We start from the raw sequence: 23,252 nt of genomic DNA on the forward strand, positions 1-23,252 counted from the left end.
TTACGGCTCTTCCGCGTGGTGGGGCAGGGCCAGCCAGAAGGTGGCGCCCTGTCCGGGTCGGCCCTCGGCCCACACCTGTCCCCCCTGCCGGGAGACGAGGCGGCGCACCAGCGCCAGTCCCAGGCCAGGTCCCCCGAAGTCCTCCTCCCGGTGCAATCGGCCGAAGGGAGTAAAGAGCCGGTCCCGGTAGCGCATGTTGAAGCCGATTCCGTTGTCCTCGACGAAGACCGCGACCCCACGCTCCAACGGCCTGATCCCCACGTGAATCCGGGCAGCGTCACGGGTCCGGGTCGCCTTCAGCGCATTGGTCAGAAGCTGGGTGAAGACCATCTGCAGTGCGCCCATATCCCCACGCACGATGGGCAGGACGTCGTGGGTCAACTGCACCGATCGTGCGGCCAGGTCCGGGGCCAACTTCTTGACCACGACCGGGAGCACCCGGTTCAGGTCCACCGCCACGAATTTCAGCCGTTGCCGACTCGCGTTGGAGAAGAGCGACAGGGCACGCAGGCGCATCTCCAGCCAGTCAGTGGCGTCCAGGACTCGGCCCGCAGCCTGGGCCCGCTCCTCGGCGGTCATCTCGGCTTGGCCGTGCAGCGGTTTCGCAAAGGCCCGGATATGCCTCAGCGGGCCGTCCAGCTCCTGCATCACGGCGGTCACGAAGCCTTCCAGCTCCTGGGTGACCTCCTGCACCTCCGCCGCGTGCCGTTCCACCTGACGTTCCAGGGTGTGCTGGACGCGCAGCAGCTCTTCGTGCGCGGCCCGGGCCGCGCTGAGGTCCGTGAACACCAGGCGGCACACGTCGCCGTCCGCTTCCGCCTCGACCCCGGCGTGGAAGGTCGTGCCGTCCGGGCGCAGGAGCGGCAACTCGGCCCGCGCGGGTCCAGCCTGGCTGAACACCTGCCTCAGCAGCACCCTGACCGTGCTGGCCTGTTCGGGCGGCGTGAACGCGGCCAGAGGGCGGCCCCGCAGGCGAGCGCACGGCAAGCCCAGGTCCGCCCCCGCCCGCCGGTTCGCGTCCCGGATGGTTCCCGCCGGATCCAGCAGCAGGAAGGCGACCGGGACCTGCTCGAACAGCAGAGGGTCTCGGCCCTGGGATGCTGGCGATGGGGCATGAGGCGCAGGAGACAGATCATCGAGCATGTTCTTACCCCACGGAGAAGGTCGCAGACTCACCGCTGGGCGGTCAGAGCGGAGGAGAAAGAGAGACGGTCGGGATGGCCACAGTCTACCAAGGGAACACCTGGTGCCCCCCACTTGTCTGACCCTGTGGTCGCGGATAACGTGACGAAAGAGGGAGAAAGCCGTCTGTGGCTTTCTCCCTCGTGTGGTGCGGGTGACGGGACTCGAACCCGTCTGGGGCCAACATGATGCCCGCTCGCACGCCCGTTTTATGGAAGGTGGGCGTCTCCCTTCGTCCTGGCCTGAGGACATGCCCGCCCAGAAGCGTCGACCAACACCTGTTCTACTCGGGGCTTTCCCGGCAGGAAATGGTGCTGGGCTTCTGGCCGCTCAGGTCCAGTCCGTCTCGGTCTTCTCAGAGAATCTCAGACGAAGAAGGCGACCCAGGGGCCGCCTTGATTTCCTAAATATAGAGCGGTATTCAGCCTTTGTCAAATCATGCACCCGGTTCAGATTGAACCGGTTTTTATCGGTCCAGCACGCGTTTGACCTGAACCGCACTCCACGGTCCACCTCGGCGAGTCTTGAAGCCATGGGCCTCGAGCTGAGCGGCTACTGCCCGAAGACTCAGACCTTGGCGCCGAAGCGCCCCCGCGGAGGCGGCGACCTTCCGCATGTCGGCGATGGCCCTGGACTTCGAGGCGGCCGCGCCGGAACTGGTCAGCACACCGGTGATCGCCCGGACGCTGGCTGCCCGCCTCACTCTGACCCTCAAGCCTGGCCTCAAACCTGGCGACTATGTAATGGCGTGGAGGCTGCTCTCGGAAGACGGGCACCCGGTCAGCGGCCAGCGCGTCATCGAGCTGAAGGACCGGATCGGGCGCCTTCAGGGTGTGCCACCTGCTGGAGGCTAAGTGAACAGCGCCCTTCCCTCAGGGCGGCGGGCACCGTGATTCCAGCGGTTGCCAGCTCTCTGGTTTTTGTGGGCCTTGCGCTCCTCTTCGGCGGGGCCGCGCTGCGGGGCCGCCTGGGCGGGGTGACCCCGCCGGGAGGTTGGGGAGCGTGGTGGAGCGTCGGCGCCCGGATGATCCTGCTGGGCCTGGGGCTGAGCGTGGGGGGGACGCTGGCGACCCTGGGTTTCACGGCTCCCGGGGATGTGCTGGCCTCCCTGACCGACACCGGGGTGGGGCGGGCGGCGCTTACCACTGTGCTGGGCTGGCCGCCCAGACAGGAGGCTGGCCCCGGTGGTGGCGCTTGGGCGTCACCGGACTCGCGACCGGACTCACCGTCTGGGGCATCGCGGGCCAGGGGCACGGGGCGGAGCACGGCGGCGTGGGGTTGCGGCTGGCCCACGCGCTGCACGTCGGGGGAATGGGCCTGTGGGTGGGCGGGGTGGGGCGGCTGGTGGGGCGACCCCGGAGCTGGACGGCCGCCGGGCGGGCCTTCACGCCGGTGGCGCTGCTCAGCGTCGCCGCCCTGGCGCTGAGTGGGCTGTGGATGGGGCTGGAGCACGCCGGGCCGCTGGCGCAGTGGACGGCGACGGGGTACGGACGGCTGCTGCTCGTCAAGCTGGCGGTCTTCGCCGCCGTGCTGCTGGCCGCCGCGCGGGTCCGGCGTCTCCTGACGCGCCCCGCTGCTCCCTGGGCAGCGCTGGGCCTGGAACTGGGCCGACTGCTGCTGGTGCTGGGGATCAGGGCGGGCCTGGCGAACAGTGCGCCTCCCGGACACTCCGGGCATGAGGAGATGACCCTCACGGTCCCAAGGTCGAGAGGTGATGACGCCTCCTAGCGCCCCAGGAAGCGTTGCACCTCGCCCAGGCCCGTCGGGCCGGGCAGGACCTGACCGCTGGGCCGGTGAATCAGCGCGGGGGTAGACCGGAGGCCATGCTCCCGGGTGAGGTGTTCAAACTCCTCCGGGTGTTGCTGGCGATGCACAATCTCGATCTGCCCGGAGAACTGCCCCCTCAAGGGGCCAGCCAGCATCCGCTTCAGGCGCTCACATTGGGGGCAGTGGTCCTGGGTCAGCAGGACGAAGGGCTGGTCAGTCATGCGACACCCGCCCACTGGCTGACTGACCGGGGAAGCCGCCTCCCCACAGTTCCGCGATATCCCCATCCGTTAGAGGTTCCACGCCGATCTTGGCGTAGCTGCTGCCCTTGGCGCTGAAAAAGTCATGTGTGGTGCCCCGCGCCTGAATGCCGTTGCGCACCACGGGATGAATCTCTTCGTCGGGAAAGGTGCGCTCCAGGCCCAGGTTATCGGCGAGCACGTTGAAGTTGAAGCGGATGAAGCGCCTCACCTCGCCCGTGAGGTCGAGCCGGGCGTACAGTACGTCCGTGTACGCCAGTTCGTTCTGGTACAGGGTGTGCAGGGTGTCCGCGTACCAGGCTTTGGCGTAAGCCTGCTCGGCCTCGTTCATCGCCCCAAACTGTTCCTGAGCCAGCAGCGCCACATAGACCCCGTGCAGCGCCTCGTCCAGGATGATCAGGTTGAAGATCTCACCCGTCGACACCATGCGGCCCTGCCCGGCGAGGTACAGGGGGTAGAAAAACCCGCTGTAGAAGAGCGCCGTCTCGAGCATGCACGACACCACCAGCTTCTTCCACAGGCCCACGTGGGACACGTCGGGATCGGCGAACACGTCCTGGATGAACCCTATTTTGAATTGCAGGTGCGGCTGGGTCCGCACCCACCCGAACACCTCGCGCTCCTGGCTGGTCGTCAGGAAGGTCTTGTTCATCAGGCTGTAGCTGCGGGCGTGAATGTCCTCCATCATCCCCTGGAATTGCAGGGTGGCCTTGCGGATGTGGCCGTCCGCCAGGCCGCGCAGCGTGGGCATCCCCACCTCGCCCTGCAAGGTGTCCAGCGCATTGAGGCCCGCCGAGGCATGGATATAGGTCCAGCGCTCGTCGTCGCCCAGCGCCTGCCAGACCAGCGCGTCGTTCGTCAGGGGAATCTCGTCGGGAAACCACAATTGAGACGTGTATTTCTCGTAGAAGGTGGCGGAGAAGTGGTCTTCCGGCTCAGACCAATTGGTCGCTGAAAACGGGGAATCGGACATGGGAAGCTCCTGGAGGGGCAGGTGTGGGTGGGTCAGGCTGGAGGTTGACGCCGGGGGGTCAGACCACGCAACTCAGGCAGTCCTGCACGCCCGTCTTGCGAAGACGCGTGTAGTACAGGGTTTTGATGCCCAGGCGATAGGCGTAGAGGTAGTAACTTTGCAGCGTTCGGGTGGTGACGGTGCTCGGCACGAAGAGGGTGCAACTGATGCCCTGATCCACGTGCCGCTGCGCGGCAGCGACCGTATCCAGCACCCGGCGCTGATCCATGTCGTAGGCCTCCTCGTAGTACCACTCGGTGGTTTCACTGAGGTGCGGCATGGGGTAGATGGTGCGGGCCTTGTTGCTGGTGCGGGTCTCGACCTTCTCGGTGATCGGCATCAGGCTGGCGCTGGCGTGCGACACGTAGCTGATGCTCCCAGTGGGGGCCACCGCCATCACGAAGGAGTGGGCGAGGCCGTGCTGCCGGATGTCCTGAACGAGCTGGCGCCACTCCTCACGGGTGGGCAACGTGTGGCCCCCGAACAGTGCAGTCACCTCCGGCGTTTGCGGCAGGAAATCGCGCTCCAGGTACTGCGCGAAGTGCTCGCCGCTCTGGTAGCGGCTGCCCCCGAATCCCTCGAACACGAAGCCAGTGTCGCGGGCAATCTCCATGCTGGTTTTGCGGGCGTGGTAGTGCGCGGCGGCAAAGAACACGTCCACGAACTCCAGCGCCTCGGGGCTGCCGTACACGATCTCGCTTTTTGCCAGGAAGGAGTGCAGTCCCATCGCCCCCAGGCCGATGGAGCGCATCTCGTCGTTGGCTTTTTTCACAGCGGGAACTTCATGCACGCTGGTCGAGCGGGCCACGTTGTCCAGCAGCCGCACCGCCGCGCCCACCACCCGCCCGAGGTCACGGCTGTCCATGGCCTGCTCGATCACCAGCGAGGCCAGGTTACACGACACGTCCAGGCCGATCCGGTCTTTGTGCTCCTGGCCGTAGGCATGAAAAGTGCTGGGTAGGGTGGGCTGGAGGATTTCCGAGCAGAGGTTGCTCATCTTGATGCTGCCCACGTTCGGAATGGGGTTGGCGCGGTTGGCGTTGCCTTCGAACAGCAGGTAGGGGTAGCCGCTCTCCCCCTGGGTGAGGGCGATGTCCTCCAGCACCCGCCGGGCCGAGACACGCTTCTTGCGGACGCGCGGGTTGTCCGCGAGCGCCTGATAGTCGCGCGTCCAGTCGATGTCCGTGAAGTCCTGTCCGGTCTCCTGCGCCAGCGAGTGGGGATAGAACTGGTAGATGTCTTCGCCTGCGCAGACCTTTTCCATGAAGACGTCGGGAATGGTGGCTCCGACGGAGAGGGTCTTGAGCCGGGCGTCCTCGTCGGTGGCGATCTTCTTGGCGTTCAGGGTGTCCAGAAAGTCGGCGTGCATGACGCTGAGGTAGATCGCCCCGGCCCCCGGCCGCTGCCCCGCCTGATCGGCATACCGAAGCATGTGGTCCAGCATCTTCGCCACGCCCATCACGCCCTTGGTGACGTTCTGAATCCCCCGCAGGCTCTCGCCGCGGGCTCGCAGGTTGCTGAGGTCCACCCCGATGCCGCCGCCCCCCTTGCTGAGTTCCGCCACAAAGGACAGCGTCTTGGTGATGGAGTTCAGGTTGTCGGTGCAGTCCTGAAGCAGAAAGCAGCTCACCAGGCGGCCCGTGTTCGCTTTGCCGCTGTTCATCAACGTCGGCGTGGCTGGAGTGAAGGTCTGAGTCACCAGGTGATGGACGAGTTCCAGGGCGTCCCCGACGGTTTCCGAGCGGGCCAGCGCCGTGACAGCCATGCGGTCCTCGTAGCGTTCCAGCCACCGGCTGCGGTCAGGGGTCATGCCAGCGTACTCGCTGTAGAACTTGTAGGCACCCATGAAGGCCCGGAAGCGGAACTTGTAGCTGTAGGCGCGGTCAAAGACCGCCTGTACCTCCTGCGGCGTGTACCGCTCGAAGACGCTGGCGTCCCAGATGCCCTGCTCGGTGAGGTAGCGGATTTTCTCGTTCAGGTCGTGGAAAAAGACGGTATTTGGGTTGACCCTCTCCTGAAAGAAGACCTGCAAGGCGCCGAGGTCGTGCCGGGTGTCTACCTGGGTGCCAGCCAGCACCTTGTTGTTCAGTTCGGTCCAGGGGTCCATACGTTCTCCGTAAGCGTGAATGGGGAGGGGGCGTGCTGGTGGGCCAGCACCCACCGGGCAATCTGGGTCACGTCGGCATCGGTGCCGCTCTTGTTCACCTTCGCCACGACGGGCACGTGGTACTGCGTGGCAATCAGGTCCGCCGCGCGGGCGAAGTGGTCTCCCCAGTGGTACGAGCCGCTCGCCACCACGCCCAGCAGGTCGGGGTGATGCCGGGCGAGAAAGGCGCGGGTGGAGTCGGGCACCGCGCCCCGGTGGAAGGTGTACGTCAGCAGCAGGAACTTACCCCTGGGCTCGCCCTGGCGAAGGTCCAGCACCTCCAGACCGCCGAGCTGCCGGGCCACCCGCCCGGCCAGACGGCGCACATTCCCGGTCAGGGAGTCGAAGACCAGTTGCATGGGGTCAACCCCTCAGGAGTGCCGGGGGCAACGCTGAAGCGGGCTGGCCGAGTTCCGCGTCGAAGGCCCGCATGTCGGCGGCGAGCGCATTCACCACCCGCCGCACGTCCTCCTCAGTCAGGAGGTCCCGTTCGTGCAGCACGGCCAGCAGTTCGAGCATCATCGCTGTGCCGCCCCGACCACGGGCCACACCGGTCAGCAGCAGGGGCCAAGGGTGGTCAGCGGCCATCGGTCGCGCCCTCCAAGGGTGGCACGCCTATGGGCTGGCCGTCGTCTCCCAGGGCCACCAGAACGAAGGTGCCGGTGCAGCCCAGCTCACGTGCCGGGCTGTCCATCTGCTCGATCAACAGGTCCACCCGCACAGTCATGCTCGTGCGCCCGGTGGCGACGACGCGGGCAATCAGTTCAACCAGGGTGCCCTGCGGGATGGGGCGGCGGAACTCCATCGCGCCCAGGTGCCGGGTCACCACCTTGCGGCGGCAGTGCCGCGTGGCCGCGATAAAGGCGGCGCTGTCCATGTAGGCCAGTGCCTCTCCGCCAAAGAGGGTGCCGTGGTGGTTGGTGGTGCCTGGAAACACGACGTGCGTGATCCGGGTCTCGCTCGGGGCGAGGTGGGGCGGGCACAGCGGGTGAATGGCAGCAGCATTCAGGCTGCCGGGCAATTCGGTCATCAGGTCGGCTCCAGTGGAAGCGGCAAAGGATGACGGCAGCACCGGCAGGCGGCCGGTGCCAAAAGATGCCAATAAAAAAGACGTACCCCGTCCAGGGCACGTGAGGTTGAAGGTTAACTTTGCAGCATGGATCCGCCTGACGCCCCTGACGCGGGGGCACGCGAGAAGACGTTCTCCGCGAGGCGAGCGTTCGGACTGTGACCGTAGCGCGACTGTGCCGGACTGAACCCCCATTTCACGGCTTGGGGGCGTGACCGGACTTCCCTCGGTTCCTGCGGAGGCTTTCAGGGTGAAAGCACGGAAAGATACTAGATGTTGTACGGTACCCGATCAAGTGGCCCAGTGCTTGACTCCAGAAAGGACACGGACATTGCGCGCTGAGGTCATCCCCGGCGTGCAGGAACCATACGTTGGGGAGATCGTCCTTTGGTGGCCAAGACTCGGCGGGGAGTCACCGGGTACTGGTCCGGCAAATCTGTCCGGCCCATTCGCCCATCCTGCCAAATTTAGGACCGCTCTTTTCCCTTAGCGTTGTGTCCAGCAGGGTCTTCGAATCTTGTCATAGCCCTTTGATAGAGGGCACGAAGCGCCGCTGGGGTGTGGGTTGACCCACCGCAAGTTGAAGGAGGAAGTCGGCCTGGACCACTTCGAAAGCCGTTCCTGGCAGGGTCTGGCTCACCACGCTGCGCTGTGGATGGCCGCCCTGACCTTCCTCCAGGGGCGGCGACCGACTCAACCCAACGACCTCAGCGGCGACACCGGTGCTGCCATTCGAGCGGAGGTGCGGGGCCGCAGCGCGGCAGCCTGGGTGGGGCGCAGGATCAGTTCGAGGTAGATCTCGCCCATCCGCTCCGGGCTGTGGGGCTGGTCCTGCCGCAGCCACCATTCGATCAGGTTCAGAAACGAGCGAATGAAGTGGTGCGCGGCGACCTCCACTGGTACCCCTGCGTCTGGACGGGCTTCAAAGGTGTCCAGCAAGCCCCTCACGCCGATGTCGATGATCTGGTCGAGCAGCCCATGCGAGCGGTCGGTGCCCAGCAGCAGGCGGTAGAGGCCCGGCTGGGCCTGCACGTGCCGGAACACCACCGCGCCCGCCTGCTCGGGGGCGTCACCGGCCAGCGGGGGCAGCAGGCCAAGCAGCTCAGCACGCAGATCGTCCACCGCGCCGCGCAACAGTTCCTCAATGCTCGCGTAGTGGCGGAAGAAAGTGGCGTACCCGACTTCGGCCCGTTCGGTCAGGTCGCGCACGGTGATGGCTTCGAGGGGCCGCTCGGCACTCAGGTCAATGAGGGCCTGGGTGAGCAGGCGGCGGGTGCGCCGCACGCGCAGGTCGGCCTGGGCGACAGAGGAAGCCTCAGCCATTCCCTGCTCCCCCTGTAGCCTCATGCGACTTCATGACTCATATGATACATCATGAATCATTACTTGGATTGAGGAGAGCCTTTTATGATCACGGAATCCACCCCCCGTTGTCCTTTCCACGAGCCTGAGCGCAAGACCGGGTTCGGCTCCGACCACGAACCCGGCGTCGAACTTCAGGGGGACGTGTGGCACCTGCGCTCCTACGCCGCCGTAAAACAGGTGCTGCGCGACAGCGGGCGGGTGCGGCAGGGGGCCACCACCGACAATTTCCTCGTCACCCGGCTGCGCCCGGCCGTGATCTTTCAGGACGGGGAGGAGCACCGTGAGCAGCGCACCGCCATCGCCCGTTTCTTCACGCCCAAGACGGTGCAGGACAAACACCACGCCTTTATCGACCACCTCACCGAGCGCTTGATCGTACGGCTCCTGCGGGCAGGGCAGGCCGATCTCAGCGACCTGAGCATGGAGCTCTCGGTCGAGGTCGCCGCGCGGGTGGTGGGCCTGACGGACTCCCTTCAGCCCGGCATGGACCGCCGCATCGACGAGTTGCTCTCCGGCGGCGGCGTCAACAGCGAGACGGGCGCAGGCACACTGGCCCGCCTGCAAAGCGCCATGACCCAGTCCAAGGGTCTCCTCCAGATGTCGAGCTTCTACCGAATCGACGTTCGCCCCGCCATTCAGGCCCGGCGCAAGAAACCCCAGGAGGATGTGATCAGCCATCTGTTGGGGAGGGGCTACAACGACCTCGAGATTCTGGTGGAGTGCCTGACCTACGCGACTGCCGGGATGGTCACCACCCGCGAGTTCATCGGCGTGGCGGCGTGGCATTTGCTGGAGAATGATGAGGTGCGCGGGCAGTACCTCGCGGGCGACCGCACCGAACGGCACCGCATCCTGCACGAGATCCTGCGGCTGGAGCCGGTGGCTTCGACCCTGTGGCGTAAGGCATCGGAGGACGTGACCATCGAGCATGGGGACGCGGCCCACCACATCCCGGCGGGAGCACGCATGATTCTAGACATCCGCACTGCCAATGCCGACGCCTCGGTGGTGGGTGACGATCCACTCACGCTCTGCCCACATCGCGCTCTGCCCATCGGCGTGCAGGCGCAGGCCCTGAGCTTCGGGGATGGCGCGCACCGCTGCCCTGGCGCGTTCCTCGCCATCCACGAGCGCGATGTGTTTCTCCACCGTCTGCTGGGCCTGCTGCTGCGCACCGTGGGTACGCCGGAACTGACCTTCAACGAGATGCTGATGAGCTATGAGATCCGCGACTTCATCGTTGAAGTTCACGAGTAATCGCAAACAGAGCTTGACCTGGCGGAGAGCGAAAGGGACGGTACTTGCGGGCCGTCCCAATCTCACGGCAGGTGCTGCTATCCACCGCCCGCAGCACCTGCCGTGTCTGCACCTTCCATACCGAGCGGGAAGGCAAGGGTTCCGGGTGCAGGGCCGTGAGCAGGGTGCGGCCCCCGCGCACGTACCGGCCCGCCGTACGGGGCAGGCTTCCCGTAGCGTCCCCCAGTGCCGACCCGCGCGTCGTGTGCTCCAGGTGGTCCGCCTGACGTGCCCCAGCCAACGCCCGGAAGAAGCCGCCTCGTGCCGGCTTAGCCTGGAGCGTGCAAGGAAGCGTGCAAGCTGTTCCCGATCTAAGCGCCCACCCAGACGCCGACTTCAAGGCGGCGCGGCGCCGCCGGGCAGTACGATGAGCTGCTCTGCCCTCTTGCCGACGCGTGACCCAGCCTCACGGCTTCTCTCAGCACTGCGCAGGTCATGAGCCTCCACGACCATCAGACTCGGCAGGGTAGCGGCGGGCTGGACCTTCGGGCTGAGTGGATGCGCCTCCCCACGCTCGTGCTGGGCCCGCGCCGCCCCCGCAGGCTGTTGCGGCCTCTGGAGACTGCTAAGAAGCTGTCGAACATCAGGGCCACCCACACCACAAACCACGGACAAGAGCCACAAGAGGGGAAGCTGCCGTGACGAGAGCGGAGGGAGCAAAAGGGGCCTCTAGGGTGGGAGAGGCTGAGACACAGTGCGCAATACGGTCATGGGCGTGTCATTCCTGCATGTGTTACCGGTCATGGGTCGCCCGACCCCGGGCGGTGGGGGGAAGTGAACAGAGGGGTCAGTCCCCTGTCTCAGGCCGACCCGGACTACCTGCACCGCGTCCCGCGTACCCCCGAGGACGTCTCCGACCTGCTGCACATGATGGTGAACATTTCGGCGATCTTCCAGCCCACCGATGACGGCGGCCAGTCGGACAGCGCCGTGTTCGTGCGCCAACCCACCGGCATGCTGACGCCGTCCAAGCCACAGTTCGACCTCTTCACCACCCAGGTGCTGCCCCACGAAGAAATCGAACTGGCCCACGCGGAGGCGGCGAGATACGGCGCCGTGCTGAAGTGACGCGCACGCTTCCACCGGCCTCAGATACGCTGCGCGCCATGGCCCACCGCTCCCTGCTCGCCGCCCTGATGCTCACCGCCCTGCCCCTCGCGGGCGCCCAGAGCACGCCGCGCACCCCGGTCGGCACCACCGAGGGGCTGCTCGGCCCCAAACCGATCTATGCGCGCTGCTCCTCTCCGGCGAGCGGCAAGAAGGCCCTCGCCGGACTCATCACGGTGCCCCGGGGCGTGGAGCCGGCGTGCGGACGCAAGGAGGTTCGGGCGCACGTGGAGTGGGCCTGGGGCGGCCCGCCGTCGGCAGTTGCCATCCACGGCTACTGGGTGGGCGACGACCGGCCGCTGCGTGACATTGAGCGTCAGCTGCGTGCCGCCGGGTGGAAACTCGACGGGCGCTGGCCCTCCGCATCGGGCGAGCAGGTGCGTTACGCGCGCACCGGGCAGGAGGTCACGTTGCAGTACGACACGCCCTTCACCTTCGACCTGCCCGGCTACAAACGCACCGGGCGAATGCTCCAGATGCAACTCCTGCGCCACTGAGACGCCGTGTCCTGTGACCCCGTGTCCACCCGCCGCACACTGGCTGCGCTCCCGCTCGCCTTCAAACCGGAGAACGACACCCATGCAAAGGAACTCGCTGAAATGACCCCCACGACTTCAGAACAAGACTCCCTGACCCCTCCCCTTCGGGTCGGCGTGATTGGCCTCGGGGCCATCGGCCAGAGTCTCTTGAAGGCCTTCACGGCTCACCCCGAGGTGCAGGTCACGGCAGTCTGCGATGTGGACGCGTCCCTCACGGACACGACCGCCCGCCCCCTCGGGGCCTCCGCGTGGACCGACCACCGCCAGATGCTCGGCGCGGCGGACCTGGACCTGGTGTACGTGGCCGTGCCGCCGCAACACCACCACGCCATCGCCATGGATGTTCTCTCGGCCGGTCGGCACATTCTGTGCGAAAAGCCTCTGGCGCTCACGCTGAGCGAAGCGCAGGACATGCAGCGTGCGGCACAGGTAGCTGGCGTGGTGCATGCGTTGAACCTGCCCTTGCACGGCGACTCTGGCATCGAAACATTTCGCCGTCTCATTGGTGAGGGCCGCCTGGGTACCCTCCGCCGCGCGGAGTTGACGCTGGTCTTTCCGCAGTGGCCGCGGAGCTGGCAGCACAACCCCTGGATTGGTGGGCGGACCCAAGGCGGCCCGATTCGTGAGGTCGGACCGCATCTGCTGCACGTCATTCTCACCACGCTCGGCCCGGTGACGCGGGTGTGGGCCCACGCCCAGTACCCCGTGGACGACCCGGCGGCCTGTGAAACAGCCGCGCTCGGCACCTTGGAACTCGCGGATGGAGCTGTGGTCGTCGTGTCGTGCCTGACGAACGTGCCGCGTCCTGAACAGGTGAGCCTGACGGTGTACGGCTCCGAGGGGACGGCCGGAGTGGTGAACTGGACGTCGCCCGTGGCGGCGTGGGGTCAGGGGCCGCTGGACGCCGTGCCGATCGAGGGACCAGGGGGGCCTGCGGGGGAACGGCTGGTCCGGGCGCTCGTGAGCCGCGTGCGTGGGGGACCCGGGGACCTGGCCGACTTCACGGTGGGCGTGCGCATCCAGGCGGTCTTGGAGGCCTGGGAGCGCTCGTCGGCCACGGGCACCTGGGTGGACGTCACGCAGGCCTGAGCAGCGCTGCCGGGGCGTCCGGGGCGAGTTCGGCCTGGGTCACATGGGGCAGCTCGGGCAGGGCGGCACCCGCGGACCAGAGCGGCACTTGGGAAGCCACCGTCTGGCGCTCGGCGGGGGTCAGGTCACGGGTCTGGGCGCCTTGGAGCAACAAGGCGCCCAGCAGCAGGGCGGCGGGAAGCAGACGCATGGCTCCAGACTGGCGTAGAAAGACTGACGGAGCTCTCGTGGGAACGAGAGGACACGGCCTGCTTGTATCTCCCTCCGGGCAGCACAGCCCTGTTGCCCTCGGGCAGTCCTGGTGACCCTTTGAATTACGAATGCTCTGGCTCCACCCTTGACACCCCGGCGCTCGTCCCGGCCATGATGACTCCATGAAGCCCCTGTACCGCGCCGCGCTGCTCGCCTGGATGGGGGGCACGCTGCTGGTAGGGCTGCTGTGGTGGAGTGCGTCGGCCCGTGACGCACAGGTCCGGTTCGAGACCGGGGCGCGTATCCTGCACCGGGTGCTGTCCCAGCGCAGCGAGCAGCAAGAAGCCGTGCTTGCCAGCCTGACGGCCCTGGCCCGCGCCGACGTGCAGGACGAGGCCCTGGGGCAGTACGCCTCGGCCATGCGGGCGCAGTACCCGCAGATCGTCGGCGTGCAACGCTGCCGCCCCCGCTGTGAGGACCTGGGCCCAAGTGGGGCAGCCCTGCCGCAGAGGCCGCTGCCCCCGGACGAAACCGGTCTGCGGTGGCATCCCACGTTGCCCGCGCTGTATGCCCTCTCGCGCGGAGAGGTCCGGGTGTGGGTGGATGCCCGCCGCCTCTTTCGCGAGGAGGACTTCAGCGACCTGACCTCGGCCTTTCGCCTGCGCCGCCCCGGAGACGGACGGGGGCTCGCCGAATGGGCCGCGGGCGACCCCGTGCACACCGCAGACCACCTGCTGCCAGTGTTGCGGGTCAGCAAGGTCCTGGGCAGTGTCCAGCAACCGTTCCTGCTGGAGGGCGAGCACCCATTGCGCTGGGCGGAGCTGCCGGTAGCGGGCCTGGGGCTGCTCACCCTGGTGCTGGCGGGGATTGCCGGAGCCTGGGTCCGTCTCGTCGAGGGCCGCGAGCGGGCCCGCCGGGCCGCCGGGGAGGCCAGGCAAGCCCTGGAGGCCGAGCGGGCCCGGGCCGAAGGCGCCTTTCACGCGGTCAGTGAGGCCTTGATCGTCACCGACGCCGGGTACCGGGTCCGCCTCGCCAACCCGGCCGCCCGCGCCCTGGTGGGAAGTCACCTCAGCGAGGGCCGTGACCTGCGGGAGGCAGTGTGCTTCCGGGCCACCCTGGATCAGCAGCCCTTCAACCCCGACGCCTTCTGGGGGCAGCCCGTCCCCACCGAATTGCCGCAGGGGGTCACCCTGGTCACGGGGGAAGGGGCGCGGCTGGTGGAGGGGGCGCTGGCTCTCCTCCCGGGAGAGGGGGAGCAAGGAGCCGGATGGGTGCTCGTGCTGCGCGACGTGGGGCCGCTGCGGGCACGGGTTCAGGCCGCGCTGGAGGAGGGCGAGCGGCGGGTGCGCGAGCACGCCGAGATGCTGACGCATGTCACCCGCCTGTCCACCCTGGGCGAGATGAGCGCGGGCCTCGCCCACGAACTCAACCAGCCCCTCACGGCCATCGTGAGCCACGGTCAGGCGGCGCTGCGGCTGCTGGGCGACCCCGAGCGGGAGGAGGCCCAGGTCCGCCGCTCGGTGGAGGCGACCGTCACCCAGGCCAAGCGGGCGGCGAGCATCATCGCCCACCTGCGGACCCTGGTGAAGCGGGCGCCCACCCAGACGCGCCCGGTCGACCTGAATCAGGTGCTGGAGAACGTGGCGACCCTGACCCGGCACGAGGCCGAGCACCGGGGCGTGGTCCTCACGGTGCGCCCCAGCCCCGCGGCCCTGATCGTGCAGGGGGACCCCGTGCATCTGGAGCAGGTTCTGCTCAACCTCGTGCGGAACGCGGCCGAGGCCGCAGGGGGCACGCCGCGGGCCGAGGTGCGGCTCAGCGCCCGTCCCCAGGGGGAAACCGCTCTGGTGGAGGTGCGGGACACCGGGCCGGGATTGCCGGACACGGTGCGGGACCGTTTGTTCACCCCCTTCACCACCACCAAGCGGGACGGGCTGGGGCTCGGGCTGTCGCTGTCGCACACCCTGATGCAGGGGATGGGAGGCGACCTGCGGGGAGAGAACGTGTCCGGGGGCGCGGCGTTCACCCTGACGTTGCCGCTGGCCCGGCGCGAGGCCGCCCATGCGTGAGCCTCTGCCCGCCACCGAACCCACCGTGTTCCTGGTGGATGACGATGACGCGGTGCGCGACGCCCTCGCGACCCTGCTGGGCACCGTGGGACTCAAGGTTCGGGACTTTCCGGACGCCCGAGCCTTCCTGGCGGCGCTCGACCGGGAGGCGCTCGGCTGCCTGATTCTCGACGTGCGGATGCCGCAGGTGAGCGGCTTGCAGTTGCAAGAACAGCTTACGCGGGAGGGCGTGGACCTGCCGGTTATCGTGATCACCGGGCACGGGGACATCGACGTCTGCCGCCGCGCGTTTAAGGGAGGTGCGACCGAGTTCCTGACCAAGCCGGTCGATGAACTCGCGCTGCTCGAAGGGGTCGCGCTGGGCATTCGCACGCACCTGGCCCGGCGGTCCCGGCTCGCGGTCACTCAGGAAGCCCGCGGGGCCGTCGCGGGGCTCACGGCGCGGGAGCGGGAGGTGCTGCGCCTGATCGTGGACGGCGCGAGCAACAAGCAGGCCGCGCGGGCGCTCGGCATCTCGGTCCGCACGGTGGAGACGCACCGAGCGAGCCTCTTCGAGAAGCTGGGCGCGGCCTCCCTCGCGCAACTTGTGCGGGTCTACCTGGCCAGCCTGGACGAAGGTCCGTAATTTTACGGAGGCGGCACCGCACCCCCCCGAATGGCACGGAACCGGGTGCGGGCGCCACAGTGGACGCATGAAGCGAATCTTCCTCGGCCTGCTGGCCCTGAGCCTGCCCACCACCCTCGCCCAGACCACGCCCGCGCAGACTCCGCCCGCACCGTCCCCCGTCCGGCTCGCCGCGACAGCCACCGTGCCCCAGGCCAGCCTCAGCCTCGCGGCGGCGCTGCGCATCGCCCAGCTTGCGGTCACCAACTGTGCCGCGCAGGGCTACAACGTCACGGCGACGGTCGTGGACCGGGCCGGGATCACCCTTGCAGTGGCGCGGGCGGAAAATGCCGGACCGCACACCGTGGACGCCAGCTTCCGTAAGGCGTACACCAGCGCCTCGGCCCGCAACACGACGGCGGCCATCGCGGAGAACATCCGCAACAACCCTGCCTCGGCCGAACTCGCCCGCATTGACCGCTTCCTCGTGCTGGCAGGCGGCGCCCCAATTCGGGTGGAGGGTGCGGTGGTCGGCGCCATCGGCGTGGGCGGTGCGCCCAGCGGCCAGATCGACGAAAAGTGCGGCACCGACGCGGCCACAGCGGTCCTGGGCCGGTGAAAGCCGCCGTGCTGGCCGCTCTCCTCGCGCTGCCCTGGGCGGCGGGCGCGGGTGGGGCGGCCACCCCTCCGGGACAGGTGAGCCAGATGACACGGAATGCGGCCCTGTGGCAGGCCGCCGAGCAGGGCGACGCCGGGCGTGTGCGCGACCTGTTGGGGCGCGGGGCCTCGGCCAACGCCCGGCGCCCGGACGGCCGCACCGCCCTGACTGCCGCGGCGCTGGGAGACCATGTGGCCGTCGCCCGCCTGCTGATTGACGCCGGGGCCGATCCGGACCCGCAGGACGCGGCCCGCAACAACGCCCTGCTGGTCACCGGCGAGACGGGCAGCGTGGCGATGCTGCGCGAGGTGCTGCGGGCAGGACCCGATCTAACGCGCACCAACCGCTTCGGGGGCACCGCCCTGATTCCGGCCGCGGACCGGGGCCACGTCGCGTACGTCCGCGAGCTCCTGAAGACGGAGATCAACGTCGATCACGTCAACAACCTGGGCTGGACCGCGCTGCTGGAGGCCGTAATTCTAGGCGATGGTGGGGCGCGGCACACCGAAATTGTGCGGTTGCTGCTCGCGGCGGGCGCGGATCCCAACCTGGCCGACCGCGACGGGACCACGCCCCTGGGACACGCCAAGCGGCGTGGCTACGCGGCCATAGCACAGCTCTTGACCGCCGCAAGGGGAAAGTGATCCCACCTGCGGGGGCCTCAGTGGGGAGATTTACCTGCTGGAGTCGGCCCTGGCAACGGCGGTTCAGCCGGTGGCAGACGAGCTGGGTGAGGTGGTGTTGCTCGGGCTGCCCGCTCGGCCAGCCGTGCTGCCGTCCATGGACCTGGGCAATGATGGAATGTTCGCGCTTCTGATCTCTCGCGGGCGGATTTTGTCTGGATCCGCTTGGGGTTCTCGATGACCTGAGCCATCCGGCGTGTTGCGCTCTCATGTCTCATCCCTCACCCTGTGGGGACCAGCCTCCGAGGCCACCGAGAGCGTGGCCCACGCAGGGAGGCAGCTCCCCGGCAAGTCGGGTGCCGCTCGCGGGGCCACTGGACCGGGCAGGACGCGGCCACGTAGACGCTTCCCTGCCCCCCGCACCCTCTCTGGGCTGAGGCCTGTGCGGGGTGACGCCAGTAATGGTACGGAAACGAACAATAAGCCTTCAGCGGCTTTCCTTCTCACAACTGAGCGGGGTTTGCAAAGGAACGAAGGACGCCCTCCGCCAGCATCCCAGCATCGGCGGCAGCTCAAAGTGGTCGCGCTCTAGGACACTCCCGTGCTCGAACAGCAGGGACGAGAGCCACATCCTCCGGGCACACGGTCGCTCCCACACCCTCCAGTGGCCTGTCAAGAACGGTAGCTCTACACGGGCGGCCGTCAGAACGTCATCTGAAACCGCATCCTTGCGTGCAGCACAGTGAAATGTCAAAGGTGATCCTTCATTATAAGGATCTTCTAAGAATTTGGTTGGACAGCCTTAAGCCATTCCAAAGCTGGCCATCAGCCCAGGTGAGTCGGATTTCAGGTCAGAAGGACTCTTACGCTGGCCACAACTGTCTGAATGGCTACACGCAGGGAGGGCGTCAATCCTAGGTCGACGTCGCGCCAATACGCTGTTGCTCACGGTGGTCGGGGTGTCGCTGTGCCTTTCCTCCTTCACCAGTCTAGAACTCGGGTTCGCTCAGGAATGACCGACAACAGGGGGTGCCCTTCCCACACCATTTCGAGCGGCTACACAGACACCAGGGTGTGGTGCGAGACCAACGATGCTGGTAACGCGCACGGGTAAGTCATTACGGAGGAGGCGGTATGGACGCGGGAAGCCCATTGGGAGGACCGGCCACGGGCGGGATTGCGGACGCGTTCAAGGGGGCGCTTTCGCAGAGGCCAGGCAAGGCGAGTCAGCAGCAGCGCCGGGTCACCCTGATCCTCGGCGGGGTCCTGCTGACGCTCGGCCTGCGGCGCGTCTCGTTCGGCGGCGTGGCGCTGGCGCTCGCGGGTGGCGCCCTGCTGTACCGACAACTGGCCATGCGGTCCGGTCGAGCTGGGGCGGAAGCCCAGATGGCCGAGGTAGCGCGCTCCATCACCATCGGCAAGCCCGCCGAAGAGCTGTACCGTTTCTGGCGCCAGGGGGGACACCTGCCCCGCGTCATGGAGCACTTCGCCGAGGTCACCGAGACGAATCAGGACCGGGCGCACTGGACGGTGCGCGTTCCCGGTGGGCGCCGCCTCTCCTGGGACACCCAGGTCGTAGAACACCGCCCCGGAGAACTGGTGAGCTGGCAGTCGCTGCCGGGCACCGAGCTGCCCAACCGGGGTGAGGTGCGCTTTCGTCCGGCGCCGGGCGACCGCGGCACCGAGGTCACGTTGCGCCTGCACTTCCAGCCGCCCGGCGGCGCGCTCGGCGCAGCGGCGGCCAAGGCCTTGAACGGTTTGGGGCCGAGTGTGCTGGTGGGGGACGCCCTGCGGCGCTTCAAGAGCCTGGTCGAGACGGGGGAGATCCCCACCCTGGACCGTAACCCCTCGGCCCGGGCAAGCACCGCCTGATACGGTTTCTGTCCGTTCCGAAGGGCACGGAAGAACACCGATCCCCTTCTCCACTTCCAGAAACCGTATGTGGTTCCTGCTCCCTCTGGTCGGGCCTACCTCCTGAAAACCACAGGATTCAACCGGAACGGGGATGACCTCCACTTCAGCGCAGCGAACCCAAGGAGAACCCCTATGCGCGCACTCTGCTGGGAAGGCGTGAACGACCTGCGGGTCCAGACCGTCCCCGATCCCGAGATCGTCAACCCGCACGACGTGATCCTGCGAATCACGATGTCCACCACTTGCGGTTCGGACCTGCACTTCATCGACGGGTACGTGCCGAGCATGTTGCCCGGCGACGTGATCGGCCACGAGTTCACGGGCGTCGTCGAGGAGGTCGGCCCCGAGGTGAAGAACGTCAAGAAGGGCGACCGGGTGGTCGTGCCCTCCTTCGTCGCCTGCGGGGACTGCTGGTACTGCCAGCACGACCTGTATTCGCTGTGCGACAACACCAATCCCAACGCCGAGTTGCAGGCCCCCCTGCTCGGCCATCCGACGGGCGCGTGTTTCGGGTACACCCACGCGTTCGGGGGGTACGCCGGATCGCACGCGCAGTACATGCGCGTTCCCTTCGCCGACGTGGGCTGCTTCCACGTCCCCGACGGCCTGCGCGACGAGCAGGTCCTTTTTCTCTCCGACGCCGCTCCCACCGGCTACATGGGCGCCGACTTCTGTGACATCCAGCCGGGCGACATCGTGGCGGTATGGGGCTGCGGCGGCGTGGGGTTGATGGCCCAGCAGAGTGCTTTTTTGCTCGGGGCCGAGCGGGTCATCGCCATCGACCGTTTTCCCGAACGGTTGAAGATGGCGCACGACCATATCGGCTCGGAAACCATCAACTACGCCGAAACGCCCGACGTGCTCGCCATCCTTCAGGAGATGACGGGTGGGCGCGGTCCCGACGCCTGCATCGACGCGGTGGGGATGGAGGCGCACGGCACCGGGCCGGGGTACCTGTACGACAAGACTTTGCAGACGCTGCGCCTCGTGACCGACCGGGGGCAGGCGCTGCGGCAGGCGATCATGGCGGTCCGCAAGGGCGGCACGCTGTCCATCCTGGGCGTGTACGGCGTGATGGACAAGTTCCCTATCGGGGTGATCATGAACAAGGGCCTGACGGTGCGCACCGCCCAGCAGCACGGCCAGCACTACCTGCCCAGACTGCTGGAGCACGCGGTGAAGGGCGAACTCGACCCGTCCTACCTCGCCACGCACCACTTCTCGCTGGAGGACGGGCCGCGCGCCTACGACATGTTCAAGAAGAAGGAAGACGGCATCGTACGCGCCGTCTTCACCCCCTGACGGTCGGCAAGAGGCTGGGAGAGGAGTGGGGCCATGAACCGGTCTCGACACGGCCTCGGCAGAAGGACCATCACGGCGAGTTGAACCATCCCCAGATCGTTCTCAGCACAGTGCCCAGACCTCACGACTTCCCGGTCGCAGCGGCCATCAAGGAGAACGCCGAACTGCTCGGGCGGGCACCCCACCCCGAGAAGGGGGAGGGCATGGCGGCCAAGCTCCCCGGGGAGAGGAGGCCCCCAAGGGGAACAGACGGGACAGCGAGCGGTCGGCAGCCTGTTCAACGGCACCACAGGGATGCGTCCCCTGGAGCAGGAGGAACACCATGAAAGCAGTCGTCTACAATGGTCCCCGCGATGTCGCGGTGAAGAACGTCCCGGATGCCCAGCTCCAGCGCCCCACCGACGTCCTGGTCAGGATTACCAGCACCAACATCTGCGGCAGCGACCTCCACATGTACGAGGGCCGCACCGATTTTGAGCAGGGCAGTATCTTCGGCCACGAGAACTTCGGCGAAGTGATCGAGGTCGGCGAGGCGGTGGACCGCGTGAAGGTGGGAGACCGGGTGGTCTTGCCCTTCAACATCGGCTGCGGCTTTTGCAAGAACTGCGAGAGGGGCCTAAGCGCCTATTGCCTCACGACGGCCAACCCTGGCATGGCCGGTGCGGCTTACGGCTTTGCCGACATGGGGCCTTACCCGGGCGGGCAGGCCGAACTCCTGCGGGTGCCTTACGGGGACTACAACTGCCTGCTGCTCCCCCCAGACGCCCAGGAAAAGGAGGCCGACTACGTGATGGTGGCCGACATCTTCCCGACCGGCTGGCACGCGACCCGGCTGGCGGGGCTGTGCCCCGGCGAGTCGATCGTGATTTACGGTGCCGGTCCCGTGGGCCTGATGGCGGCCTACTCCGCCATGCTTCAGGGGGCCTGCATGGTGATGGTGGTGGACCACCACGCCGACCGGCTGCAGCTCGCCGAGAGCATCGGGGCCATCGCCATCAACGACTCACAGGTGAATCCGGTGGACCGGGTGCTGGAACTGACCAACGGTCTCGGGGCGGACCGGGGCTGCGAGTGCGTGGGGTACCAGTGCCATGACCATCACGGCAAGGAGATTCCCGGATTGACCATGAACAACCTGGTGAAATCGGTGAAGTTCACCGGGGGAATCGGCGTGGTGGGCGTCTTCGTGCCGCAGGACCCGGGCGGCCCCACCAAGCTCGCCAAAGAAGGCGAGATTCCCTTCGACTGGGGGATGTTCTGGTTCCGGGGGCAGCATGTGGGCACCGGGCAGTGCAACGTCAAGGCGTACAACCGCCAGTTGCGCGATCTGATCTCGGTGGGCCGGGCCAATCCCTCCTTCATCGTCTCACACCATCTGCCGCTGGATGAGGCGCCCGACGCCTACAAGAACTTCGACGAGCGCAACGACGGCTGGACCAAGGTGATCCTCCACCCTGGTGCCTAACTTCAGGCCGAACGCGGGGGCAGCAGAGGGAGCCTGCTGCCCCCGCCTCCGATCTCCTATGTCTTCTCATCTGGAGGCCCCCATGAATGATCAGGCGCAAAACCTGCCCGCCGACGAACCCGCCGGAACGCTGGAGGTGGTGGCGACCTTTGGCGGGGCGATGCTCACGGGCGTGACGGTGTCCCAGACGGGGCGCATCTTCGTCAACTTCCCCAAGTGGGGCGACGACGTGCCGTTCACGGTCGCCGAGGTGCGGGACGGCCAACCGGTGGCCTACCCGGACCAGGCGACGAACGACACCGATCCGGATGACCCTGCCGCCGCCCTGGTGTCGGTGCAGAGCGTGGTGGTCGATCCGGCGGACCGGCTGTGGATTCTCGACACCGGCAGTCCGCTGTTCCAGCCCACGCAGTACGGGGGGCCGAAGCTCCTGTGCGTGGACCTGGCGACGGATCAGGTGGTCCAGACGATTCTCTTTCCGCAGGACGTGGCCCTGCCCACCACGTACCTCAACGACGTGCGCTTCGACCTGCGGCGCGGTGAGGCGGGGATGGCCTTCATCACCGACTCGGCGCAGCAGGGACCCAACGGCCTCATCGTGGTGGACCTCGCCAGCGGCGAGAGCTGGCGCAAGTTGCACGACCATCCCTCCACCAAGGCGCAGGACCTGAAGGATTTCCTCCCCATCGTCGAGGGACGGCCTTTTCTGGAACAGCAGGACGGAGAGGTCAAGCAGGGTGCGGGAATGGGATCGGACGGCATCGCCATCTCGGCCGACGGCTCACGCCTGTACTACTGCCCGCTCGGCAGTCGGCGGCTGTATAGCGTGAGCACCGATGCCCTGGCGGACCGCTCTCTGGATGAACAGGTAGTTGCCGCCGCCGTCCGGGACGAAGGGGACCGGGGCGGGGCCTCGGACGGGCTGGAGTCCGACGCGGACGGATACATCTACTCCGGGAACTACGAACACAACGCCATCTTGCGGCGCAAGGAAGGGGGCGTGTGGGAGACCGTCGTTCACGACCCACGCCTGCTGTGGCCCGACACCCTGTCCGTGGCGAAGGACGGCTACCTCTACGTGACCGCCAATCAACTCCACCGTCAGGCGCGCTATCACGGCGGGCAGGACCTGCGCCGCAAGCCCTATAGCCTCTTCCGAATCAGGATCGACGCCCAGCCCGTCCTGTTGCGGTGAGGGAGGCGGTAACCCGCCGCGTTTTGTCCTGTCGGAGCAAGCTGCGAGAGACGCTTGAACGGAGTGTTGCCAAAGCATTGGGGTTCTGAAGCGGCGAGGCGCTTCTTCCAGCGTCTGCTCGACGAGCTGGAGGTGCCCGGTCTTGCAGGTGTCCAGCACATTCGGGTGCGCGCGGACGCCAGGAAAAACAGGCGGATGGAGCAGGGTCACCGGGCGACGAGGAATCGGGAGCGATCACGGCGAGGGTTTCGGGAGGTCTGGCGCGCACAGCGTGGTCTGGTCACCCACGCCCGTCTCGGAAACGTGTTGCGTCATCCTCGCGCCCAGACGCCCGCCGGGTCGCGCCGCCGCCCCCTGGCCCCCCGGCTTCGAGGTCTGAAGGGACGTGGTGTGGCACG

The 23,252-nt window shown here is 67.4% G+C and carries 24 protein-coding genes; 14 read left to right on the forward strand and 10 right to left on the reverse strand.

Annotated features, from left to right (window positions below; all coding sequences use genetic code 11):
- Together L1280_RS09145 and L1280_RS15700 are read right to left on the reverse strand one after the other, a co-directional pair.
- Positions 1 to 1,143 carry an ATP-binding protein gene (locus tag L1280_RS09145; RefSeq protein ID WP_253581814.1) on the reverse strand — a complete coding sequence of 381 codons (1,143 nt, stop codon included), beginning with the start codon at positions 1,141 to 1,143 and terminating at the stop codon, positions 1 to 3.
- A 505-nt stretch (positions 1,144 to 1,648) separates the two neighbouring features.
- The gene (locus tag L1280_RS15700; RefSeq protein ID WP_256488135.1) at positions 1,649 to 1,798 is read right to left on the reverse strand and encodes a recombinase family protein; all 150 of its coding nucleotides are present in this window, start codon (positions 1,796 to 1,798) and stop codon (positions 1,649 to 1,651) included.
- Between L1280_RS15700 and L1280_RS09150 the strand changes: the two genes are divergently transcribed.
- Both L1280_RS09150 and L1280_RS09155 read left to right on the forward strand, forming a co-directional pair.
- Positions 1,797 to 2,036, forward strand: a complete 240-nt coding sequence (locus L1280_RS09150; protein WP_253581815.1) for a copper resistance protein CopC — start codon at positions 1,797 to 1,799, stop codon at positions 2,034 to 2,036. The two genes, L1280_RS15700 and L1280_RS09150, sit on opposite strands and share 2 nt — an antisense overlap.
- Positions 2,037 to 2,376: 340 nt before the next feature.
- Positions 2,377 to 2,910: a CopD family protein gene (locus L1280_RS09155; protein ID WP_253581816.1), complete on the forward strand. Its 534-nt coding sequence runs from the start codon at positions 2,377 to 2,379 to the stop codon at positions 2,908 to 2,910.
- Here L1280_RS09155 and L1280_RS09160 read toward each other — a convergent pair.
- The 7 genes from L1280_RS09160 to L1280_RS09190 all read right to left on the reverse strand — a co-directional run bounded on the left by L1280_RS09160 (position 2,907) and on the right by L1280_RS09190 (position 8,759).
- The gene (locus tag L1280_RS09160) at positions 2,907 to 3,170 is read right to left on the reverse strand and encodes a thioredoxin (RefSeq protein ID WP_253581817.1); all 264 of its coding nucleotides are present in this window, start codon (positions 3,168 to 3,170) and stop codon (positions 2,907 to 2,909) included. The two genes, L1280_RS09155 and L1280_RS09160, sit on opposite strands and share 4 nt — an antisense overlap.
- Entirely contained in the window at positions 3,163 to 4,182 is a 1,020-nt protein-coding gene (locus L1280_RS09165; protein WP_253581818.1) for a ribonucleotide-diphosphate reductase subunit beta, read from the reverse strand. Before L1280_RS09165 ends, L1280_RS09160 begins: the two co-directional genes overlap by 8 nt.
- 58 nt (positions 4,183 to 4,240) lie before the next feature.
- Positions 4,241 to 6,328 carry a class 1b ribonucleoside-diphosphate reductase subunit alpha gene (gene nrdE, locus L1280_RS09170; RefSeq protein ID WP_253581819.1) on the reverse strand — a complete coding sequence of 696 codons (2,088 nt, stop codon included), beginning with the start codon at positions 6,326 to 6,328 and terminating at the stop codon, positions 4,241 to 4,243.
- Positions 6,307 to 6,726, reverse strand: a complete 420-nt coding sequence (locus tag L1280_RS09175; protein WP_253581820.1) for a class Ib ribonucleoside-diphosphate reductase assembly flavoprotein NrdI — start codon at positions 6,724 to 6,726, stop codon at positions 6,307 to 6,309. Before L1280_RS09175 ends, nrdE begins: the two co-directional genes overlap by 22 nt.
- A gap of 4 nt (positions 6,727 to 6,730) precedes the next feature.
- On the reverse strand, positions 6,731 to 6,955 hold the full coding sequence (locus tag L1280_RS09180) for a hypothetical protein (RefSeq protein ID WP_104992319.1): 225 nt from the start codon (positions 6,953 to 6,955) through the stop codon (positions 6,731 to 6,733).
- Complete coding sequence (locus tag L1280_RS09185; protein ID WP_253581821.1) at positions 6,945 to 7,397, reverse strand: acyl-CoA thioesterase; 453 nt, start codon at positions 7,395 to 7,397, stop codon at positions 6,945 to 6,947. The genes L1280_RS09180 and L1280_RS09185 overlap by 11 nt, the downstream gene beginning before the upstream one ends.
- A gap of 732 nt (positions 7,398 to 8,129) precedes the next feature.
- A complete protein-coding gene (locus L1280_RS09190; RefSeq protein ID WP_253581822.1) occupies positions 8,130 to 8,759 on the reverse strand; it encodes a TetR/AcrR family transcriptional regulator in 630 nt (209 codons plus the stop codon).
- An 84-nt stretch (positions 8,760 to 8,843) separates the two neighbouring features.
- Between L1280_RS09190 and L1280_RS09195 the strand changes: the two genes are divergently transcribed.
- The 4 genes from L1280_RS09195 (at position 8,844) to L1280_RS09210 (ending at position 12,832) form a co-directional block, all read left to right on the forward strand.
- Positions 8,844 to 10,058: a cytochrome P450 gene (locus L1280_RS09195; RefSeq protein ID WP_253581823.1), complete on the forward strand. Its 1,215-nt coding sequence runs from the start codon at positions 8,844 to 8,846 to the stop codon at positions 10,056 to 10,058.
- 813 nt (positions 10,059 to 10,871) lie between these two features.
- The gene (locus L1280_RS09200; RefSeq protein WP_253581824.1) at positions 10,872 to 11,165 is read left to right on the forward strand and encodes a hypothetical protein; all 294 of its coding nucleotides are present in this window, start codon (positions 10,872 to 10,874) and stop codon (positions 11,163 to 11,165) included.
- Between the two features lie 38 nt (positions 11,166 to 11,203).
- On the forward strand, positions 11,204 to 11,701 hold the full coding sequence (locus L1280_RS09205; RefSeq protein ID WP_253581825.1) for a hypothetical protein: 498 nt from the start codon (positions 11,204 to 11,206) through the stop codon (positions 11,699 to 11,701).
- Positions 11,702 to 11,722: 21 nt separating this feature from the next.
- Positions 11,723 to 12,832, forward strand: a complete 1,110-nt coding sequence (locus tag L1280_RS09210) for a Gfo/Idh/MocA family oxidoreductase (protein WP_253581826.1) — start codon at positions 11,723 to 11,725, stop codon at positions 12,830 to 12,832.
- Here the strand turns inward: L1280_RS09210 and L1280_RS09215 are convergent.
- Complete coding sequence (locus L1280_RS09215) at positions 12,819 to 13,022, reverse strand: hypothetical protein (RefSeq protein WP_253581827.1); 204 nt, start codon at positions 13,020 to 13,022, stop codon at positions 12,819 to 12,821. The genes L1280_RS09210 and L1280_RS09215 overlap by 14 nt on opposite strands.
- A 184-nt stretch (positions 13,023 to 13,206) precedes the next feature.
- On the opposite strand from L1280_RS09215, the gene L1280_RS09220 reads away from it, so the two are divergent.
- The 8 genes from L1280_RS09220 to L1280_RS09255 all read left to right on the forward strand — a co-directional run bounded on the left by L1280_RS09220 (position 13,207) and on the right by L1280_RS09255 (position 22,854).
- Positions 13,207 to 15,093 (forward strand): sensor histidine kinase, encoded by a 1,887-nt coding sequence (locus L1280_RS09220; RefSeq protein WP_253581828.1) that lies wholly within the window; start codon positions 13,207 to 13,209, stop codon positions 15,091 to 15,093.
- The gene (locus L1280_RS09225; RefSeq protein WP_253581829.1) at positions 15,086 to 15,718 is read left to right on the forward strand and encodes a response regulator transcription factor; all 633 of its coding nucleotides are present in this window, start codon (positions 15,086 to 15,088) and stop codon (positions 15,716 to 15,718) included. Before L1280_RS09220 ends, L1280_RS09225 begins: the two co-directional genes overlap by 8 nt.
- Before the next feature lie 67 nt (positions 15,719 to 15,785).
- Positions 15,786 to 16,316 carry a heme-binding protein gene (locus L1280_RS09230; protein WP_253581830.1) on the forward strand — a complete coding sequence of 177 codons (531 nt, stop codon included), beginning with the start codon at positions 15,786 to 15,788 and terminating at the stop codon, positions 16,314 to 16,316.
- 8 nt (positions 16,317 to 16,324) lie between these two features.
- Positions 16,325 to 16,999 (forward strand): ankyrin repeat domain-containing protein, encoded by a 675-nt coding sequence (locus L1280_RS09235; RefSeq protein WP_253581831.1) that lies wholly within the window; start codon positions 16,325 to 16,327, stop codon positions 16,997 to 16,999.
- A gap of 1,113 nt (positions 17,000 to 18,112) precedes the next feature.
- The gene (locus L1280_RS09240; RefSeq protein WP_253581832.1) at positions 18,113 to 18,850 is read left to right on the forward strand and encodes an SRPBCC family protein; all 738 of its coding nucleotides are present in this window, start codon (positions 18,113 to 18,115) and stop codon (positions 18,848 to 18,850) included.
- 174 nt (positions 18,851 to 19,024) lie between these two features.
- Positions 19,025 to 20,194 carry a zinc-dependent alcohol dehydrogenase gene (locus L1280_RS09245; RefSeq protein WP_253581833.1) on the forward strand — a complete coding sequence of 390 codons (1,170 nt, stop codon included), beginning with the start codon at positions 19,025 to 19,027 and terminating at the stop codon, positions 20,192 to 20,194.
- Between the two features lie 322 nt (positions 20,195 to 20,516).
- Positions 20,517 to 21,659, forward strand: a complete 1,143-nt coding sequence (locus L1280_RS09250) for a glutathione-independent formaldehyde dehydrogenase (protein ID WP_253581834.1) — start codon at positions 20,517 to 20,519, stop codon at positions 21,657 to 21,659.
- Positions 21,660 to 21,741: 82 nt separating this feature from the next.
- Positions 21,742 to 22,854 (forward strand): major royal jelly family protein, encoded by a 1,113-nt coding sequence (locus L1280_RS09255; protein ID WP_253581835.1) that lies wholly within the window; start codon positions 21,742 to 21,744, stop codon positions 22,852 to 22,854.
- Positions 22,855 to 23,252: the final 398 nt, after the last annotated feature.

The sequence above is a fragment of the Deinococcus sp. HSC-46F16 genome (genome assembly GCF_024171495.1).
In the GTDB taxonomy this organism is placed as follows: domain Bacteria; phylum Deinococcota; class Deinococci; order Deinococcales; family Deinococcaceae; genus Deinococcus.

Bases quoted from the DNA above. Each gene is read 5' to 3' on its own strand.
- L1280_RS09145 (WP_253581814.1), bottom strand. From the start codon at position 1,143: ATGCTCGATGATCTGTCTCCTGCGCCTCATGCCCCATCGCCAGCATCC.
- L1280_RS09150 (WP_253581815.1), top strand. From the start codon at position 1,797: ATGTCGGCGATGGCCCTGGACTTCGAGGCGGCCGCGCCGGAACTGGTC.
- L1280_RS15700 (WP_256488135.1), bottom strand. From the start codon at position 1,798: ATGCGGAAGGTCGCCGCCTCCGCGGGGGCGCTTCGGCGCCAAGGTCTG.
- L1280_RS09160 (WP_253581817.1), bottom strand. From the start codon at position 3,170: ATGACTGACCAGCCCTTCGTCCTGCTGACCCAGGACCACTGCCCCCAA.
- L1280_RS09165 (WP_253581818.1), bottom strand. From the start codon at position 4,182: ATGTCCGATTCCCCGTTTTCAGCGACCAATTGGTCTGAGCCGGAAGAC.
- nrdE (WP_253581819.1), bottom strand. From the start codon at position 6,328: ATGGACCCCTGGACCGAACTGAACAACAAGGTGCTGGCTGGCACCCAG.
- L1280_RS09175 (WP_253581820.1), bottom strand. From the start codon at position 6,726: ATGCAACTGGTCTTCGACTCCCTGACCGGGAATGTGCGCCGTCTGGCC.
- L1280_RS09180 (WP_104992319.1), bottom strand. From the start codon at position 6,955: ATGGCCGCTGACCACCCTTGGCCCCTGCTGCTGACCGGTGTGGCCCGT.
- L1280_RS09185 (WP_253581821.1), bottom strand. From the start codon at position 7,397: ATGACCGAATTGCCCGGCAGCCTGAATGCTGCTGCCATTCACCCGCTG.
- L1280_RS09190 (WP_253581822.1), bottom strand. From the start codon at position 8,759: ATGGCTGAGGCTTCCTCTGTCGCCCAGGCCGACCTGCGCGTGCGGCGC.
- L1280_RS09195 (WP_253581823.1), top strand. From the start codon at position 8,844: ATGATCACGGAATCCACCCCCCGTTGTCCTTTCCACGAGCCTGAGCGC.
- L1280_RS09205 (WP_253581825.1), top strand. From the start codon at position 11,204: ATGGCCCACCGCTCCCTGCTCGCCGCCCTGATGCTCACCGCCCTGCCC.
- L1280_RS09215 (WP_253581827.1), bottom strand. From the start codon at position 13,022: ATGCGTCTGCTTCCCGCCGCCCTGCTGCTGGGCGCCTTGTTGCTCCAA.
- L1280_RS09220 (WP_253581828.1), top strand. From the start codon at position 13,207: ATGAAGCCCCTGTACCGCGCCGCGCTGCTCGCCTGGATGGGGGGCACG.
- L1280_RS09225 (WP_253581829.1), top strand. From the start codon at position 15,086: ATGCGTGAGCCTCTGCCCGCCACCGAACCCACCGTGTTCCTGGTGGAT.
- L1280_RS09230 (WP_253581830.1), top strand. From the start codon at position 15,786: ATGAAGCGAATCTTCCTCGGCCTGCTGGCCCTGAGCCTGCCCACCACC.
- L1280_RS09240 (WP_253581832.1), top strand. From the start codon at position 18,113: ATGGACGCGGGAAGCCCATTGGGAGGACCGGCCACGGGCGGGATTGCG.
- L1280_RS09245 (WP_253581833.1), top strand. From the start codon at position 19,025: ATGCGCGCACTCTGCTGGGAAGGCGTGAACGACCTGCGGGTCCAGACC.
- L1280_RS09250 (WP_253581834.1), top strand. From the start codon at position 20,517: ATGAAAGCAGTCGTCTACAATGGTCCCCGCGATGTCGCGGTGAAGAAC.
- L1280_RS09255 (WP_253581835.1), top strand. From the start codon at position 21,742: ATGAATGATCAGGCGCAAAACCTGCCCGCCGACGAACCCGCCGGAACG.